Origin of the sequence: Lacinutrix sp. C3R15 (assembly GCF_018860825.1) — a bacterium.
Taxonomy (GTDB): domain Bacteria; phylum Bacteroidota; class Bacteroidia; order Flavobacteriales; family Flavobacteriaceae; genus Oceanihabitans.
On record NZ_JAHKPZ010000031.1, the window covers coordinates 95,874 to 113,140 of the forward strand.

General features: G+C 31.3%; 14 protein-coding genes. 12 read left to right on the plus strand and 2 right to left on the minus strand.

From position 1 onward, the window contains the following. Window positions 1-46: 46 nt before the first annotated feature. The gene (locus KO494_RS11600; RefSeq protein WP_252730378.1) at window positions 47-2,737 is read right to left on the minus strand and encodes a putative LPS assembly protein LptD; all 2,691 of its coding nucleotides are present in this window, start codon (window positions 2,735-2,737) and stop codon (window positions 47-49) included. Between the two features lie 173 nt (window positions 2,738-2,910). On the opposite strand from KO494_RS11600, the gene KO494_RS11605 reads away from it, so the two are divergent. From KO494_RS11605 to bshA, 12 genes are all read left to right on the plus strand, one after another. Further along, window positions 2,911-4,026 carry an N-acetylmuramoyl-L-alanine amidase gene (locus KO494_RS11605; protein ID WP_215967776.1) on the plus strand — a complete coding sequence of 372 codons (1,116 nt, stop codon included), beginning with the start codon at window positions 2,911-2,913 and terminating at the stop codon, window positions 4,024-4,026. 55 nt (window positions 4,027-4,081) lie between these two features. Then, a complete protein-coding gene (locus KO494_RS11610) occupies window positions 4,082-5,029 on the plus strand; it encodes an MlaD family protein (RefSeq protein WP_215967777.1) in 948 nt (315 codons plus the stop codon). A 12-nt stretch (window positions 5,030-5,041) separates the two neighbouring features. Continuing rightward, window positions 5,042-6,346, plus strand: a complete 1,305-nt coding sequence (locus KO494_RS11615; protein ID WP_215967778.1) for a (Fe-S)-binding protein — start codon at window positions 5,042-5,044, stop codon at window positions 6,344-6,346. Window positions 6,347-6,482: 136 nt separating this feature from the next. Beyond that, complete coding sequence (locus KO494_RS11620) at window positions 6,483-7,274, plus strand: (Fe-S)-binding protein (protein ID WP_215967779.1); 792 nt, start codon at window positions 6,483-6,485, stop codon at window positions 7,272-7,274. A gap of 72 nt (window positions 7,275-7,346) precedes the next feature. After that, window positions 7,347-7,832 (plus strand): ABC transporter ATPase, encoded by a 486-nt coding sequence (locus KO494_RS11625; RefSeq protein WP_215967780.1) that lies wholly within the window; start codon window positions 7,347-7,349, stop codon window positions 7,830-7,832. 22 nt (window positions 7,833-7,854) lie between these two features. Beyond that, window positions 7,855-9,078 carry a phosphoserine phosphatase SerB gene (gene serB, locus KO494_RS11630; protein WP_252730379.1) on the plus strand — a complete coding sequence of 408 codons (1,224 nt, stop codon included), beginning with the start codon at window positions 7,855-7,857 and terminating at the stop codon, window positions 9,076-9,078. 83 nt (window positions 9,079-9,161) lie between these two features. Then, a complete protein-coding gene (locus KO494_RS11635) occupies window positions 9,162-9,593 on the plus strand; it encodes a thioredoxin family protein (protein WP_215967781.1) in 432 nt (143 codons plus the stop codon). Next, window positions 9,590-10,579 (plus strand): FAD:protein FMN transferase, encoded by a 990-nt coding sequence (locus KO494_RS11640; protein ID WP_252730380.1) that lies wholly within the window; start codon window positions 9,590-9,592, stop codon window positions 10,577-10,579. The genes KO494_RS11635 and KO494_RS11640 overlap by 4 nt, the downstream gene beginning before the upstream one ends. Next, window positions 10,572-10,784, plus strand: a complete 213-nt coding sequence (locus tag KO494_RS11645; protein WP_215967782.1) for a DUF4266 domain-containing protein — start codon at window positions 10,572-10,574, stop codon at window positions 10,782-10,784. The genes KO494_RS11640 and KO494_RS11645 overlap by 8 nt, the downstream gene beginning before the upstream one ends. A gap of 84 nt (window positions 10,785-10,868) precedes the next feature. Next, on the plus strand, window positions 10,869-12,245 hold the full coding sequence (locus KO494_RS11650; RefSeq protein ID WP_215967783.1) for a DUF3570 domain-containing protein: 1,377 nt from the start codon (window positions 10,869-10,871) through the stop codon (window positions 12,243-12,245). A 231-nt stretch (window positions 12,246-12,476) separates the two neighbouring features. Continuing rightward, on the plus strand, window positions 12,477-15,434 hold the full coding sequence (locus KO494_RS11655; protein ID WP_215967784.1) for a glycoside hydrolase family 3 N-terminal domain-containing protein: 2,958 nt from the start codon (window positions 12,477-12,479) through the stop codon (window positions 15,432-15,434). A 32-nt stretch (window positions 15,435-15,466) separates the two neighbouring features. After that, window positions 15,467-16,606, plus strand: a complete 1,140-nt coding sequence (bshA, locus tag KO494_RS11660; RefSeq protein ID WP_215967785.1) for an N-acetyl-alpha-D-glucosaminyl L-malate synthase BshA — start codon at window positions 15,467-15,469, stop codon at window positions 16,604-16,606. 76 nt (window positions 16,607-16,682) lie between these two features. Here the strand turns inward: bshA and KO494_RS11665 are convergent, their stop codons facing one another. Continuing rightward, window positions 16,683-17,174 (minus strand): hypothetical protein, encoded by a 492-nt coding sequence (locus KO494_RS11665; RefSeq protein ID WP_215967786.1) that lies wholly within the window; start codon window positions 17,172-17,174, stop codon window positions 16,683-16,685. Between the last annotated feature and the right edge of the window lie 93 nt (window positions 17,175-17,267).

Sequence of the window (17,267 nt, forward strand, 5' to 3'; positions counted from 1 at the left end):
TTATAAATTCTTTAACCAAGGGTTTAGTGCACTTACAAACAGTTAACTAAAGTTGATCGTCTGATTGTTTACGTTTTTCGTATTTAATGTCTTGAAGAATACTTGATTTTATACCAATAAAGAAATTCCAAGAGCTTCTAGAACTAAAAGGTACCCAAGAAAAATTCATTCGCCAGCTTAATAAATCACGTTCAAAACGCAATTGCGTATAGGTGAAACCTTGGTTTTTTAAATCGTAACCAGAAGAAGCTCCAACCGTCCAACGTGGTGCAAATTCTATATCACCAGAAAACATTAGGGAATGTGATGATATTTCGTTTTGCCTAGTAGAATTAGAGTAATTAACAGCGTAGGCAAGACGTAAGCTCCAAGGTATTTTATAGTTGTATAAAGTACCTGATTCTTTTTGTTCGTCTTTGTTTTCTTGCTGGTTGTTATTTAGTCTTTGGTCTGCAAAATCTTCGGCTACACCAAATAAATCATCTGCACGTCCACCATTACGTAAGGTTTCATTTCTGCTATTTTCTCTACTTTCATCTTCAGCACTAAATGATTTGCTACTTAAGGTGTAATTCATGGTTAAGTTTGCACTAGTAAGTCTAAATAAGCTTCCACCATTATTAATATTATAGGTATCTATTTTAGTGTTGTTATTATCTAAAGCATAAGGATCAAGAACAGCACCAAAATTTATAGACATTTTATCATCTAGTATTTGAGTACCACCACTAACTCGCAAAGGACTCCATTGTAAAGAATCTCCAGCAAAATTATACGATGTAGAAAAGTTTAAATTATTTAGTAGTGTAATTTTTTTATCTTCAGTAGCAGTACTGTCTTTAGCGCGTACTTTGGCTTCTAGATTATTAGAAAGACTTAAACCTAAAGAACTAGAAAAGTTTTGATTTGGTGCACCATAAAGGCTTTCTTCAAAACGAGAAAAATCTACTTCTTCTTCCACTTCACCATCTGCATTCACTACTTCATAAGAATCCCAATAGGTATCAAAAGCAGGATTTATATTATAACTTACCGATGGACGCATAACATGCCTAATCGCTTTTATTTTAGGGTCTTTACCTTCTTTTTCAAAGTTAAACATACCATAAACTGTGGTTCCTAAACTTGTACTAAAATTATAAGTTCTATAGGCATCAAAACCATTTATGTCTTCAGTTATTTCTTCTTCTAAATCAGTATCGTAGTATTTGTTAACGGTATTAAACGTCCAGTTTTCTTCAAAATTAGTACTGGCACTTAAACTAAAATACTTAAATAGTTTAAAGTTAGTAGATAAAGGTATACTGTGTTGTACACCCATTAAAGCATCATCCCACATTTCTTTTTTAAAGAACAGTGAATCTGTTGTAGTAATACTATTTTCTGCTGTTAAATTATATTGAAAATTAAGATTTTCTATTATACCATTATTGCTTCCTGTTTTATTACCAAAAGGATAAATTCTACTAACACTAGCCTGAATTGTAGGTAGTGTCATGTTTATGGTTTCTGTATTTGTGTTTTGTGAGTGTGTTGCTGCTGCACTAAAATTTACCTGTGGCTCTCCTTGAAAGGTTTTAGAGTATGAAACCGAAGAAGATAAGGTGTTATTTAAAAAACTAGAAACATTTGTTTGGTTAATAGAGGTTTGATAGTAAGAACTACTACCTAAGTTAACCGAAGCTGAAAAACGAGAGTTAGGACTCGATTTTGTGTCCTGACTATGTGACCAACGTATGTTGTATATGGTGTTTTTAGCATAATCATCAAAACCACGCTCACTAGTAATTAGATTTTCATACCTAAAACTAACATTACCATTAAATTTATAACGTACATTATATTTACTTTGAATGTTGGTACCATAACTACCATTGGTGTAATAATCCCCAAGAACGGCCAAGTCTAAATAATCATTAATAGCAAAATAGTAACCACCATTTTGTAAAAAATAACCTCTTTCGTTTTGTTCCCCAAAACTAGGAAAGATAACTCCAGAAGTTTGTTTTTTAGTTAACGGAAAATATGCAAAAGGCAAACCTATAGGTGTAGGTACACCATAAATAAACATGTTAGTTAATCCTGTTGCTACTTTTTCATCTGGAACTACTTTGGCTTTACGTAGTAAAAAATAATATTCAGGATCTTCTCTGTTTTCAGAAGTAGTATATTTTGCATTTTGTACAAAATAAACAGAGTCGTTTTCTTTTTTAGATATTTCACTATCAAAAAAACCACCTGCTTGTTCTGTTCTAGAGTTAAAAATTAAAGCTTTTTCAGTATCTATATTAAATCTAATAGAGTCTGGTTCTACTACTTGAGTCCCTTGTTTAAATACGGGATGTTGTGAGTATTCACCTAAAGAATCTTTTATTCTACCAGCATACACTTCGTTTTTACTATAATCTATAACAATAGTTCCTGCTTTAATTTCCATGTCACCATAGATAATTTCGGCTTCGTTATATAAATATAGTTTTTGTTCTTTTCTATTAAAAGAAGTATAGTCTTTGGCTTTATAATTAACTATATCTGTTAAAAACTCTGGTTTAGGTTTTACAGAATCGTTTTTAGTAGAATCTTGTCCTTTTTCTGTAAGTTCTATTGTAGATGAAGGCTCTTTTGGCTTTAAAACATCGTTTACATTAATAGCAACAGAATCTCCCTTTTTTATAGGATGTATCTCTCCGCCAGAGTTTGGTCTGTCTTGAGCAAAGCTACACATGTTAATAAACATGGTAAAACTTAGGGCAAAAAGTATTTGAAATTTATTTGTACGCAACGCTTTTAATGTATTTTTGTAAAAGTATGGCTCGGTTTTTGAATTGCCAAAATTACATATATTTTTTATGATTAATTTAATATTAAGCAATTTAAAATAATTTAAGCCCTTAAATAGTTATTATCTGTATGCAAACGAATAGATTATATTTTTTCTTATCTTTTATAATAGTATTAACGCTTTTTGTTAGTCCCTCTAATATTTATGCACAAAAATCAGACAAGTTTGTTGTGGTTTTAGACGCTGGACATGGTGGGCATGACCCAGGAAATCTAGGAAATGGGTATAAAGAAAAAAGTATTGCCTTAAATATTGTACTTGCGGTTGGTAAAGAATTAGAGAAAAATTCAGACATTAAAGTAATATATACACGTAAAACAGATGTATTTTTAGAGTTGCGTGAACGTGCAGCCATTGCAAATAATGCAGATGCAGATTTATTTGTTTCTGTACATTGTAATTCTTTTAGCAATCAAGCACACGGAACAGAAACCTTTGTTTTAGGTTTGCATGCTAGTGAAAGAAACTTTGAGGTAGCTAAAAAAGAAAACGAAGTTATTTATTTAGAGGAAAACTATGATGTGCATTATGAAGGTTTTGATCCTAAAGCACCAGAGTCTTTAATAGGGCTTACCTTAATGCAAGAATCTTACTTAGATCAAAGTATTCAATTGGCACAATTAGTTGAAACTAATTTTGTAAATTCTTTAAAACGTAAGAGTAGAGGTGTTAAGCAAGCTGGTTTTTGGGTACTACACAATACATACATGCCAAGTATTCTTATTGAAACAGGTTTTTTAACTTATAAAAGTGAAGGTGCGTATTTAAATTCTAATAAAGGACAAAAAGATATGGCTACAGCAATTAAAGAAGCCATATTAAAATATAAAAAGACATTAGACCAAAATGTAGGTGAGTTTGTTTTTACACCTCAAGAAGAATACCCTAGTGTTACTGATGATTCTGAACAAATCATAAAAAATGTGGTTTTTAAAGTTCAAATTGCAGCTAGTTCCAGAAAACTAGAGCCAAAACCATATAATTTTAAAGGTTTGTCTAATGTTTCAAGAGAAAAAGAAGGAGGCCTTTATAAATATTTTTATGGCTACACATCAGATTATACCAAGGCTAAACAATTACAAGCCAATGCAAAAAGCAAAGGATATAACAGTTGTTTTTTAGTCGCTTTTAAAGACGGAGAAAAAATAGCTCTAGACCAAGCCTTAAAAACAAGTGCTAATTAGAGTCGTTCTTTGTAAATTTATTTCTAATTTTGTTTCATAACCAATCCAATTTACGTTGAAGTTATCCAGAGAAGTTAAAACTGCCATACTTGTTATATTAGGAATTGTTTTCCTTATAATTGGTATTAATTATTTGAAAGGAATAAACATCTTTCAATCCAAAAACGAATTCTATACTGAATTTGACTACAATGCATTAACACCAGCATCTCCTGTTACTATAAAAGGAAATATTGTAGGAAAAATTAACAATATTAAATATGATTTTGAAACTGGTAAAACACGAGTAGCTTTTACTATAGATAAAAATTTGAAATTTTCTAAAGACAGTAAAATGCGTCTTTATGAATTAGGACTAATGGGAGGAAATGGTATGGCTATTATTCCTGCAGAAGGTGGAGCTCCTGCAAAAAATGGAGATTTTATAAAATCAGAAGTAGAAGAAGGACTTGTTAAAAGCTTAACTTCTAATTTTTCAGGATTAAGTTCTGGATTAGATGAAACCCTAGAATCTGCAGATTCGCTTTTAGTAAACCTAAACAAATTAGTAGAAGACGATTCTGATAAAGGACTAAAAAATGCAATAGGAGAATTAAACACTACTATTAAATCTTTTCAAACCTTATCCTATTCATTTAACTCTTTAATTGCAAAAAATGATGCAACACTTACTTCTATGCTTTCTAATTTTGATAAAGTAAGCAAAGACTTAGGAGCACTTACCAATGATTTAAAAGATGTAGAAATATCTAAAACCGTAAAAACTTTAGACCAGACCTTATTAGAGGTAAATACACTTTTAACAGGTTTAGATCAAGGCAAAGGTACACTTGGTAAACTACTTACAGATGAAGAGTTGTATAATAACTTAGAAGTAGCATCACAACAACTACAAGAATTATTACAAGACTTTAAATTAAACCCAAGCAGATATGTAAAAGTATCTGTATTTGGTAAAAAAGATAAAGAAGGCTATATTAAACCAGAAGACGAAAGACAATAAACTAACCATTACATGAACTATTTACCAAATATAATTTTTGCTATTGCGCTACTTTTAGGGCTTGGCTATTTTGCTAAAAATGTAAAAAAACTAGTACGTAATATTAAATTAGGTCAAGATGTAGACGTAAGCGACAATACCTCACAGCGTTGGAAAAACATGATCAATATTGCGTTAGGACAAAGTAAACTTGTTAAACGTCCAGTTTCAGGTTTCTTACATGTAGTAGTTTATGTTGGTTTTATCATCATAAATATTGAAGTTCTAGAAATTATTATTGACGGACTTTTTGGTACACATCGTATATTTTCTAGTGTATTACCAACATCTGTTTACGGATTTTTAATTGGTACTTTCGAGGTCTTAGCCTTTTTAGTATTAGTGGCTGTTACTGTTTTTTGGGTTAGAAGAAACCTAATAAAACTAGCTCGCTTCTGGAAAGACGAAATGAAAGGTTGGCCAAAAAACGATGGAAACTTCATTCTGTATTTTGAAATGGTTTTAATGACCTTATTCTTAGTAATGAACGCTACAGATGGTACTTTTCAAGAAATGCAATCCGGTAATATAATAAGTCAATATTTAGCACCTTTATTTTCTGATTCTATTGCTCCTGTTATTGAAAGAGTAGCTTGGTGGTTACACATTGTTGGTATTTTAATTTTCTTAAATTACCTATACTTTTCAAAGCATTTACACATCCTTTTAGCATTTCCAAATGTGTATTACGGACGTGTAAACAACAAGGGACAGTTAAACAACTTAGCCTCTGTAACAGCAGAAGTAAAAATGATGATGGATCCTAATGCAGATCCATTTGCAGCAGCACCAGAAGGAGCAGAAGACGAAGTTCCTGCAAAATTTGGAGCTAGTGATGTACAAGATTTATCTTGGGTGCAATTACTAAATGCATATACTTGTACAGAATGTGGACGATGCACCAGCGAATGCCCTGCAAACCTAACAGGTAAAAAACTATCGCCTAGAAAAATCATGATGGACACTAGAGACCGTCTAGAAGAAGTAGGTAAAAATATAGATGCTAATAATGGCGAATTTAAAGACGATGGTAAACAATTATTAGGAGACTATATTACCAATGAAGAAATTTGGGCATGTACCAGCTGTAACGCCTGTGTAGAAGCTTGTCCTGTAAGCATCGATCCGTTGTCTATTATTATAGAAATGCGTCGCTATTTGGTAATGGAACAAAGCGCAGCGCCATCAGAATTAAACAATATGATGACCAATATAGAAAATAACGGAGCACCTTGGCCGTACAACCAACAAGATAGATTAAACTGGAAAAACGAGTAAATTAATCTGGGCGTTACCACAAGGGTCGCGCTTTCGGCAGTCGCTTTTTTTGAGAAAAACAAAAAAGAGCTTCAACAAAGCCTCAATCGCTAACGCAGTTAAAAACTAAAATTTAAATTTCGAAAATCACAACATAATGAGTAAAGAACTTAACGTGCCAACAATGGCAGAGTGTATGGCAGAAGGTAAAACACCAGATATTTTATTCTGGGTTGGTTCTGCAGGAAGTTATGATGATAGAGCAAAAAAAATAACCAAAGCATTTGTAAAAATACTAAACAAAGCAAACGTTAATTTTGCCGTTTTAGGCACCGAAGAAAGTGCTACAGGTGATTTAGCTAAAAGAGCAGGAAATGAATTCTTGTTTCAAATGCAAGCAATGATGAATATCGAGGTTTTAAATATGTATGAGGTAAAACGCATTGTAACCTGTGATCCGCATTCTTTTAACTGCCTAAAAAACGAATATCCAGGTTTAGGTGGTGTTTATGATGTAATGCATCATACACAATTTATTAAAGAATTAATAAGCTCCGGAAAATTAGATATTAAAGAAAGTGATTATAAAGGCAAACAAATAACCTTTCATGATCCTTGTTATTTAGGTAGAGCAAACTCAGAATACAATGCACCAAGAGAAGTATTAAGTTCGTTACATGCTAACTTAGTAGAAATGAAACGTAGTAAGGCAACTGCTTTATGTTGTGGAGCAGGAGGAGCACAAATGTTTAAAGAACCAGAAAAAGGGAATAAAGACATTAATGAGCTTCGTACAGAAGATGCATTACAAACCAATCCAGAAATTATTGCAACTGCTTGTCCTTATTGCATGACTATGATGTCAGACGGCGTAAAAGTAAAAGAAAAAGAAGCACAAATAAAAGTATTAGATATTGCAGAACTTATAGCTAGTTCTCAAAATTTATAAATCTTGTTAATTCATTTAAATAATGTCATGCCTAGCACTGTCGAAGCATCTTTACTATAATATAAATACTTAATGTTAATTAATTTCAACGAATTACCAGAAGAATCTCGTGTTTGGATCTACCAAGCAAACCGTTCTTTTACAGAAAAAGAAATAGAAGAGATTTCAAATAAGCTAAATATTTTTATTGAAAACTGGGCTGCTCATGGTAGCGATTTGCAAGCAGGCTACAAGGTTGTTTATAAGCGCTTTATTGTTATTGGGTTAAACCAAAACATTAACAATGCAACAGGTTGTTCTATTGATGCTTCGGTGCAATTTATACAGCAATTAGAAAAAGATTACAATGTAGATTTAATGGATAAAATGAATGTTTCTTACAAACAAGGAGAGTTCATTGCTTATAAATCATTAACTGATTTTAGAAAAATGGCTAAAGATAAAGCCGTTTCAAAAAACACAATTGTTTTTAATAATTTAGTGAATACAGTAGCAGAATTTAAAGAAAACTGGGAAGTACCTGCTAGTGAGAGCTGGCATAGTAGATTTTTAAATTAGTAGCTAGTAATTATAAATACATATGACTAACGAGATTTTTTTATTAAACATTTCTGGACCAGATAAACCAGGATTAACTTCAAGTCTAACAGGTGTTTTAACAGATTATGGCGCTAAAATTCTTGATATAGGTCAAGCAAATATACACGATACACTTTCATTAGGTTTTTTGTTTGAAATAGGATCTAAAAAAAAATCTGCAGCAGTATTAAAAGACCTGCTTTTTAAAGCCTATGAGCTTGGTGTGAAAGCTAAATTTACGCCAATATCTTTAGAAGATTATGAAAACTGGGTAAATTTACAAGGTAAAGACAGGTATATCATTACTATTTTAGGCGAAAAACTCTCTGCAGAACAGATATCTAAAGTAACTAAAGTACTTTCAGAAAAAAACCTAAATATTGATGCTATAAAAAGACTTACAGGTCGTATTTCTTTAGTAAAAGAAGACGAATATCCTAGAGCATCTATTCAATTATCTATAAGAGGGAAAATTGATAATAAAACAGAACTAACAGAAAAATTCATGCAAATATCGCATGATTTAGATGTAGATATTTCTTTTCAAGAAGATAATATTTATAGACGTAACAGACGTTTGGTGTGTTTTGATATGGATTCTACATTAATACAAACCGAAGTTATTGATGAGCTTGCAGAACTTGCAGGAGTAGGTGAGCAGGTAAAAGCCATAACAGAATCTGCTATGCAAGGTGAGATAGATTTTAATGAAAGCTTTAAAAAACGCATGAAGCTTTTAGAAGGTTTAAGCGAAGAAGTTTTACAAGAAGTTGCAGTTAATTTACCAATAACAAAAGGAGCAAAAAGGCTTATTGATACCTTAAAAAAATACGGATTTAAAACAGCTATTCTCTCTGGTGGTTTTACTTATTTTGGTCATTATTTACAAAAAGAATTAGGCATAGATTATGTGTATGCCAATCAATTAGAAATAAAAGATGGTGTTTTAACAGGAGGATATCTTGGTGAAATTGTTGATGGAAACAAAAAAGCAGAATACCTAAAAGAAATTGCAAAAACAGAAGGTATTGATATTAGACAAACCATTGCTGTTGGTGATGGTGCAAATGATTTACCAATGCTTAGTTTGGCTGGCTTAGGTATTGCTTTTCATGCAAAGCCAACCGTAAAAGATAATGCGCAAAGCTCTATATCTAGTATAGGGTTAGATGGTGTTTTATATCTTTTAGGATATCACGACAGGCATATTGATTTAATAGATTAAAGCCATTTTTTTATTGAGTATGTAACTATTGTTACCAAATATGTATTTACTTTTTTCGTCCTTTACATATTAAATTTACTTACATGAAAAAGATAATTGCTTTGGCTTTTATACTGTTCTTCTCAGTATCAAGCTTTGCTCAAGAATGGATTACAAATTTTGATGATGCCAAGGAGTTAGCTACTCAATCTAATAAAAAAATAATTTTAGTGTTTCAAGGTTCAGATTGGTGTGCGCCTTGTATAAAGTTAGATAAAGAAATTTGGAGTACCGAAGAATTTCAAAAGCTAGCAGCCAACCATTTTATAATGCTACAGGCAGATTTTCCAAAAAGAAAAGGAAACAAATTATCTCCAGAACTACAAGAACATAATAATGCCTTAGCAGAAAAATATAACCCAAATGGTTATTTTCCGTTTGTTGTTGTTTTAAATCATAAAGGAGAAGTTATAGGAAATTTAGGTTACGAAAAAACTACTCCAAAAAAATACTTTAACAAATTAAATAGTTTTTGAAAAAAACACTTTTCATATTAGCTTTTTTAGCATGTTTCAAAGGTTTTTCACAAGAGGTTTTTAATAAAACCATAAAACTTATGGGAAGTCGTTTTGATATTTCTGTGGTGGCTACTTCTAAAACAGAAGGAGATGCTTTTATAGCCATAGCAATACAAGAAATTACAAGAATAGAAAAATTAATATCCTCTTGGGATGCAAATTCACAAACCTCTTTAATAAATAATCAAGCAGGTATTAAACCAGTTAAAGTAGATCTTGAATTGTTTCAACTCATAGAGCGTGCTTTGAAAATTTCAAAATTAACAAATGGAGCTTTTGATATTAGTTATGCCTCTATGGATGAAATTTGGAAATTTGATGGCTCTATGACAGCTATGCCTTCTTCTGAAGCAATAAAAAAATCTGTTGAAAAAGTAAACTACCAAAACGTTATTCTAAATAAAAAGGAACAAACAGTTTATTTAAAACAAAAAGGAATGAAAATAGGTTTTGGAGCTATTGGTAAAGGTTACGCAGCAGATAAAGCAAAGCGCTTATTAAAAAGTAAAGGTGTAAAAGCAGGAATTATTAATGCTTCTGGCGATTTAAATGCTTGGGGAAAACAACCAAACCATGCAGATTGGATGGTTGCTATTGTAAACCCACTAAATAAAGATAAAGTTTTTTCTTGGCTTCCTGTGCATAATAGTGCTGTGGTTACTTCTGGTAACTACGAAAAATATGTGCGTTTAAATGGTGAATTGTATTCACATATTATTGACCCAAGAACTGGTTACCCAAGCAAAGGTATTTTAAGTGTGTCTGTTTTTACTAGCTCTGCAGAATTAGCAGACGCATTAGCAACTTCGGTTTTTGTAATGGGAAAAGATGTAGGATTAGATTTTATTAACCAGCTGAAAGATGTAGAGTGTATTATAGTGGATGGTAATAATCAAATTATTACATCAAATAATATTGAACTTAAACAAAATAAAAATGATTAAAAAAGGATTATTAACAGTATTGGTAGTTGCAACATGTAGTTCATGTGTTGCAGTAAAAGAATATGAAAAAGTGTATATAAATGATCCTGATATGAATTTATCGCAAAAAAAAGTAGATCGTTTTGAAACTAATTTTCAAGTATATCGTGAAGCTGCTTCTGGGGCAAATGGAGGAAAATCTGGAGGTGGTTGTGGTTGTAATTAAATGAGGCCTTATTTTTTTAACTTATAAAATTTACAGGCTGAGTTTACTTCTTTTCAGAACAATATTGTATCTAAAAAATTAAAAATGAAAAATATTCTAATAATAGTGTTTCTATTTGTTATTAGTAATACTATAGCGCAACAAGATAGTACAACAGTCTATAAAAAACGGGTTTTAGAAACTGCAGAAGTAGATTTCTTAACCAGTTACTATACGCAAGATGGAGACAACGCTGCAGTTACAGGAGGAATTGGTACCGAAAAATTAACAGATTTTACGCCAACTATTATTGTTAGTTTGCCCTTAAACGCAGATGATGTATTAACGGTTGATGCAGGAATCTCTACCTATAGTTCTGCTTCTTCAAGTAATTTAAATCCTTTTGATGGTTCTAAAGGAGCTAGCCCTTGGGTGGCTTCATCTGGTGCATCACAACAAGACACATGGGGAAATGTAAATGTTGGTTACGCACACAGTTCTGAGGATAGAAATGAAATTTGGAATGCTAATGTTTCTTTTGCTACAGAATATGATTATACCTCTGTTGGTTTTGGAGGAGGGTTTGCAAAACTTTTTAACCAAAAAAACACAGAAATAGGAGTAAAAGCTAATGTGTATTTAGATGCTTGGAGTCCAAAATACCCAACAGAATTAGATGCTTATGTGCAAACTAACGGAAACTTAAATCAAGGTTTTTTTCAAGATATAGAAATATTAGATCAAAATGGAAATGTGAGTACAGATTGGAGCCCTGTTACAGGTTTTGGATTAATTAAGGATAAATCTAGAAATTCATACTCGCTTTCTTTTATTTTTTCGCAAATATTAAGTAAAAAAGCGCAAATGTCTTTGTTTTTTGATTTGGTAAAACAAGAAGGTTGGTTAGCAAACCCTATGCAGCGTGTGTATTTTGCAGATGTTGATAATTATTATGTTGGTAATGCAGATAATATTTCTAGTTATACATCTTCTAGTAATAGAGAGGTGTTTCAGTTAGCAGATGATATAGAAAGATTGCCAGATAGTAGGTTTAAAATTCCGTTAGGCTTACGTTTTAACTATTACTTAAATGAAACGGTTTCTTTAAGAACTTATTATCGTTACTACTATGATGATTGGGGAATTAACTCACATACCCTTAATCTAGAAGTGCCTATTAAAATCACTTCAAAATTTACATTATATCCTTCGTACAGATTTTATAACCAAACAGAGGCTGATTATTTTGCTCCATATGAAGAAAACTTGTCTACTAGTGAATTTTATACTTCTGATTATGATTTGTCTAAATTTTCAGCAAATCAATACGGTTTCGGTGTATCATACACAGATATTTTTACAAAATTTAATATCTGGAAATTAGGATTAAAGAATGTAGATTTTAAATACAATAATTATAAACGTAACACAGGTTTGTCTGCAAACATTTTTGCAATAGCCTTTAAGTTTGTAATGTATTAGTGCTTGTATAAGAGCGCTTGTTTTTTTATGTTCGGTTAGTAGGTGTGTTTTAATAATTGATTTTTAATTAATTGCTATCTGTTTTTTTACACTTCATTTTTACAGCAAACACCTAAAGTTATTAATAAACTCGTTAATAATTCTTCTAAAATCTATCATAAAGTCTGTAAAACTTCGTTTTAAAAATGTTATTTTGGCATAGTTTTTATGCTATACTTTTAAAGCAATTTTATGCGTCACTATTTCATATTATTTTTCATATTATTTTTCTCTAATTTTAATCATGCACAAGAAGTTAATCCGCTTATAAAAGGCGATGGTGTTGCTCAAAAAAAATGGGTTGATAGCTTGTATAGCAGTTTAACACTTCAAGAAAAAATAGGCCAGCTTTTTATGGTTCAAGTTTTTTCTAATCAAGATGTAGCTAATAAAGCCAAGGTAGTAAACCTTATTAAAAGGCAAAAAATTGGTGGTGTAATCTATTCTAATGGAGGTCCTGTAAGACAAGCAAAATTAAATAATGAATTGCAAGCAGCCTCAAAAGTACCTCTATTGGTTGGCATGGATGCAGAATGGGGTTTAAGTATGCGTTTAGATTCTACTTATGCTTTTCCTTGGAACATGACACTTGGTGCTATTAAAGATAATAATTTGGTAGAACAGGCAGGAAAACATATTGGAGAACACTGTAAGCGTTTAGGTGTGCATTTTAATTTTGCTCCTGTTGTAGATATAAATACCAATCCTAAAAACCCAATTATTGGTAATCGTTCTTTTGGGGAAGATAGAGATAATGTTACTGAAAAAGCATTGGCTTTTATGAAAGGTATGCAAAGTGCTGGCGTTTTGGCAAATGCAAAACATTTTCCAGGACATGGTGATACAGAAAGCGATTCGCATAAAACCTTACCAACCGTTGATTTTAATGAAAAACGAATAGATTCTATAGAGTTATATCCTTATAGAAAATTAATACAAGAAGGCTTGTCAAGCGTAATGGTTGCGCATTTAAATGTGCCTAGTTTAGAATCTCGAGAAGGGTTTCCTTCCTCTTTATCAAAACATATAGTTACAAATATTTTAAAAGAACGTTTAGGTTTTAAAGGTTTAATCTTTACAGATGCTTTAACTATGAAAGGTGCGGCAGATTATATTGAAAAGTCTTTAGATGATACTACTGCAAACACAATAATTACTGGCGGAGAAATAGATTTAATGGCATTTTTAGCAGGAAACGATGTGATGCTAATGTCTGAAAATCCAGAGAAAGGAATCGCTAAATTTATGGATGCATTTAGTAAGGGAGTAATTACAGAAGAACGTTTAGCTCATTCGGTTAAAAAAATACTACAAGCAAAATATAAAGTAGGTTTAAATAATTACTCTCCTATAGGTACTACTAATTTAATTACTGATTTAAACCGATTAAAAGATGATATTTTATATGAAGAGCTTTTAGAAAATGCAATTACTGTAGCAGAAAATAAAGCAGGTGTATTACCATTACAAAACTTAGAAACTAAAAGTATTGCATATGTAAAGTTTGGTGATGCAGATGGTACTACTTTCTATAATGCCTTAAAAAAATACACACGTGTTCATGAAATTAAAGCAGATAACCTAGATGGTATTTTAGAAAAATTAAAACCTTATAATACGGTTATTGTAGGCTTGCACAGATCTAATGACAACCCATGGAAAAGCTATAAGTTTACAGAAGAAGAACTTACTTGGTTATATGAAATTGCAAAAAATAATACGGTTATACTAGATATATTTGTTAAGCCATATGCGCTTTTAGATTTAGACCCTATTAACAATATTAAAAGCGTTGTAGTTAGCTATCAAAACAGTGACATTGCCCAACAAAAATCTGCTCAGATTATTTTTGGAGCATTACCAGCAAAAGGAAGATTACCTGTTTCTTCTGGTGTAGATTTTAGTGTTGGTCAAGGAGATTTATATAATGATATTAATCGTTTGTCTTATACTGTTCCAGAACGTGTTGGTATGAGTTCTAATAAATTAAAAAAGGTAGATTCTATAGCAAATTATGCTGTAAATGGTAAAATGACGCCAGGAATTCAATTACTTATTGCCCGAAAAGGAAAAGTAATTTACAATAAAAACTTTGGGACTCATACTTATGATAAAGGTGCAGAAAAAGTAAAGTTTAATGACATTTATGATGTGGCTTCCTTAACTAAAATATTAGCTACATTACCATTGTTAATGGAGTTAGAAGAGCAAGGTATTGTTTCTTTAGATAGCAAATTATCAGAAATGCTGCCAGAGTATAAAGACTCAAATAAAAAAGATATTACAATTAAGAGCATGCTTTCACATTATGCTAGATTAAAACCTTGGATTCCTTTTTATTATGCCACCTTAGATTCTGTAACAAAACGTCCAGATTCTAAATATTACAGGAAAAGTTTCGACCCAGAATTTAGTATAAAAATTGCAGATGAATTGTATATGCGTAAAGACTATAAAGATTCCATTCAAAAAATAATTAAGGATACAGACCTACTAAGTAGACAGCGTTATCGCTATAGTGATTTACCTTATTACATTTTAAAGAAATTTATTGAGAAACATTACGACAAAGATTTAGATGAGCTTGTTAAAGATCGTTTTTATGAGTCCTTAGGTGCTAATTATACCATGTACAATCCTAATAATAAGGTGAGTAATAAAAACATTGTTCCTACAGAAGAAGATGATTATTATAGATTTCAAAAAATTCAAGGGTATGTGCATGATATGGGAGCAGCAATGCAAGGCGGAGTAGGTGGTCACGCAGGTATTTTTAGCAACGCTAATGATGTAGCTAAAATTATGCAAATGTATTTGCAAAAAGGGTTTTATGGCGGAAAACGTTATTTGCTACCAGAAACTATTGATAAGTTTAATACTTGTTATTATTGTGATGATAATAACAGAAGAGGAATTGGTTTTGATAAACCGCAATTAGGAGAAGCAGGACCAACATGTGGTTGTATATCTATGACTAGTTTTGGGCATTCTGGTTTTACAGGAACCTATGCTTGGGCAGATCCTGAAGAAGAAATTGTATATATCTTTTTAGCAAACAGAACTTACCCTGTAGCAGGAAAAAACTTGTTACTAAAAGAAGATATTAGAACCAATATTCAAGCTGCAATTTATGAAGCTATAATTGATTAATTAAAAATTATTAAAATAATACATACCAATTAATGAAAATAGGAATTGTTTGTTACCCAACATTTGGAGGTAGTGGAGTAGTAGCCACAGAATTAGGTATAGAATTATCGAAACGTGGTCATGAAATTCATTTTATTACCTACAACCAACCAGTACGTTTAGAGTTGTTGAGTAACAATGTACATTATCATGAAGTAAATGTACCAGAGTATCCTTTGTTTCATTACCAACCTTATGAGTTAGCATTGTCTAGTAAATTGGTAGATATGGTAAAGCTTCATAAAATTGAAGTGTTACATGTGCATTATGCTATTCCGCATGCTTATGCAGCGTATATGGCGCAAAAAATGTTGCAAGAAGAAAATATTTATGTACCTATAGTTACTACACTTCACGGTACAGATATTACTCTTGTAGGTTCGCATCCTTTTTACAAAACAGCAGTAACTTTTAGTATTAATAAATCAGACGCTGTAACTGCAGTTTCTCAGAGTTTAAAAGAAGATACTTTACGTTTGTTTGATATTAAAAACGAAATTGATGTAGTTACTAATTTTATTGATATTGGTAAATATAATCATGGTTTTACAGATTGTCAACGAGGTATGATGGCAAAAGATGAAGAAAAAATAATTACACATATTAGTAATTTTAGACCAGTAAAACGAATTGAAGATATTGTAAAAGTATTTTATAACATACAAAAAGAAATGCCTGCAAAATTAATGATGGTTGGTGAAGGTCCTGAAAAGGAAAAAGCAGAACTATTATGCGAAAAATTAGGTATTAATGAAAAAGTAATCTTTTTTGGGCAAAGTAATGAAATAGATAAAATTTTGTGTTTCAGTGATTTGTTTTTACTGCCTAGTGAAACCGAAAGTTTTGGTCTTGCAGCTTTAGAGGCAATGGTTTCTGGAGTTCCAGTTATATCCAGTAACACAGGAGGAATACCAGAAGTAAATAAACAAGGTGTTACAGGTTTTTTAAGCGATGTTGGTGATATAGAAGAAATGTCTAAAAATGCCATTTACGTTTTAAGTGATATAGAAAGATTAAATACTTTTAAAGCAAATGCCAGAAAAGAATCAGAAAAATTTGATATACATAATATTGTACCACAATACGAAGCTATTTACCAAAGAACTTTAAGTAGGTGTCTTATTAAAGATTAAGTTTCTTACGATTATATATACGCATAAAAAAAAGCCACTTCTATTTGAAATGGCTTTTTTTTTATGTTAAAGGTGGTTAAAAAGTGTATCTGGCACCAACACCAACATCTAAATCTAAATCATTGTTGTCATACAAATCATCACCTAAACCAAATTCTGGTCTAATATCTAAAGATAAAAGCAAAGGAAAATCAAACTTATATTCTACACCAACATCTCCAGAAAGGTATACAAAAGAATCTCTATTGTAATTTCCATTGTTATTTTTAAATCGATAAGCACCAAAACCAATTCCTGGTCCTGCATACCAATTAAAATTACCTTCTATTTTCCAAATCCATTGAAAAATCCCTGTAAGTTTAACTCCATCATAGTTTTTTCCATCACTCCACCCAAAGTCTACTTCAACTCTATTTTTATCTAAAACAGCACGTTGGTATGATATTTCTGCTCCAAAACCACGACTATCTCCTAAACGTAATCCTATAGCATTTTCTGCAATTTCCTGTGCAGTTGTTGTTAAAGCAAATCCGAATAAAGCAAATCCAATTAAAAATTTTGTTTTCATAAGTTTCATTTTTTTTATTAAAATAATAACGTTTTAATTTAATAATTATTGGTAAACTAACCGTAAATTTAAGGCTTATTTAACTACCATTTC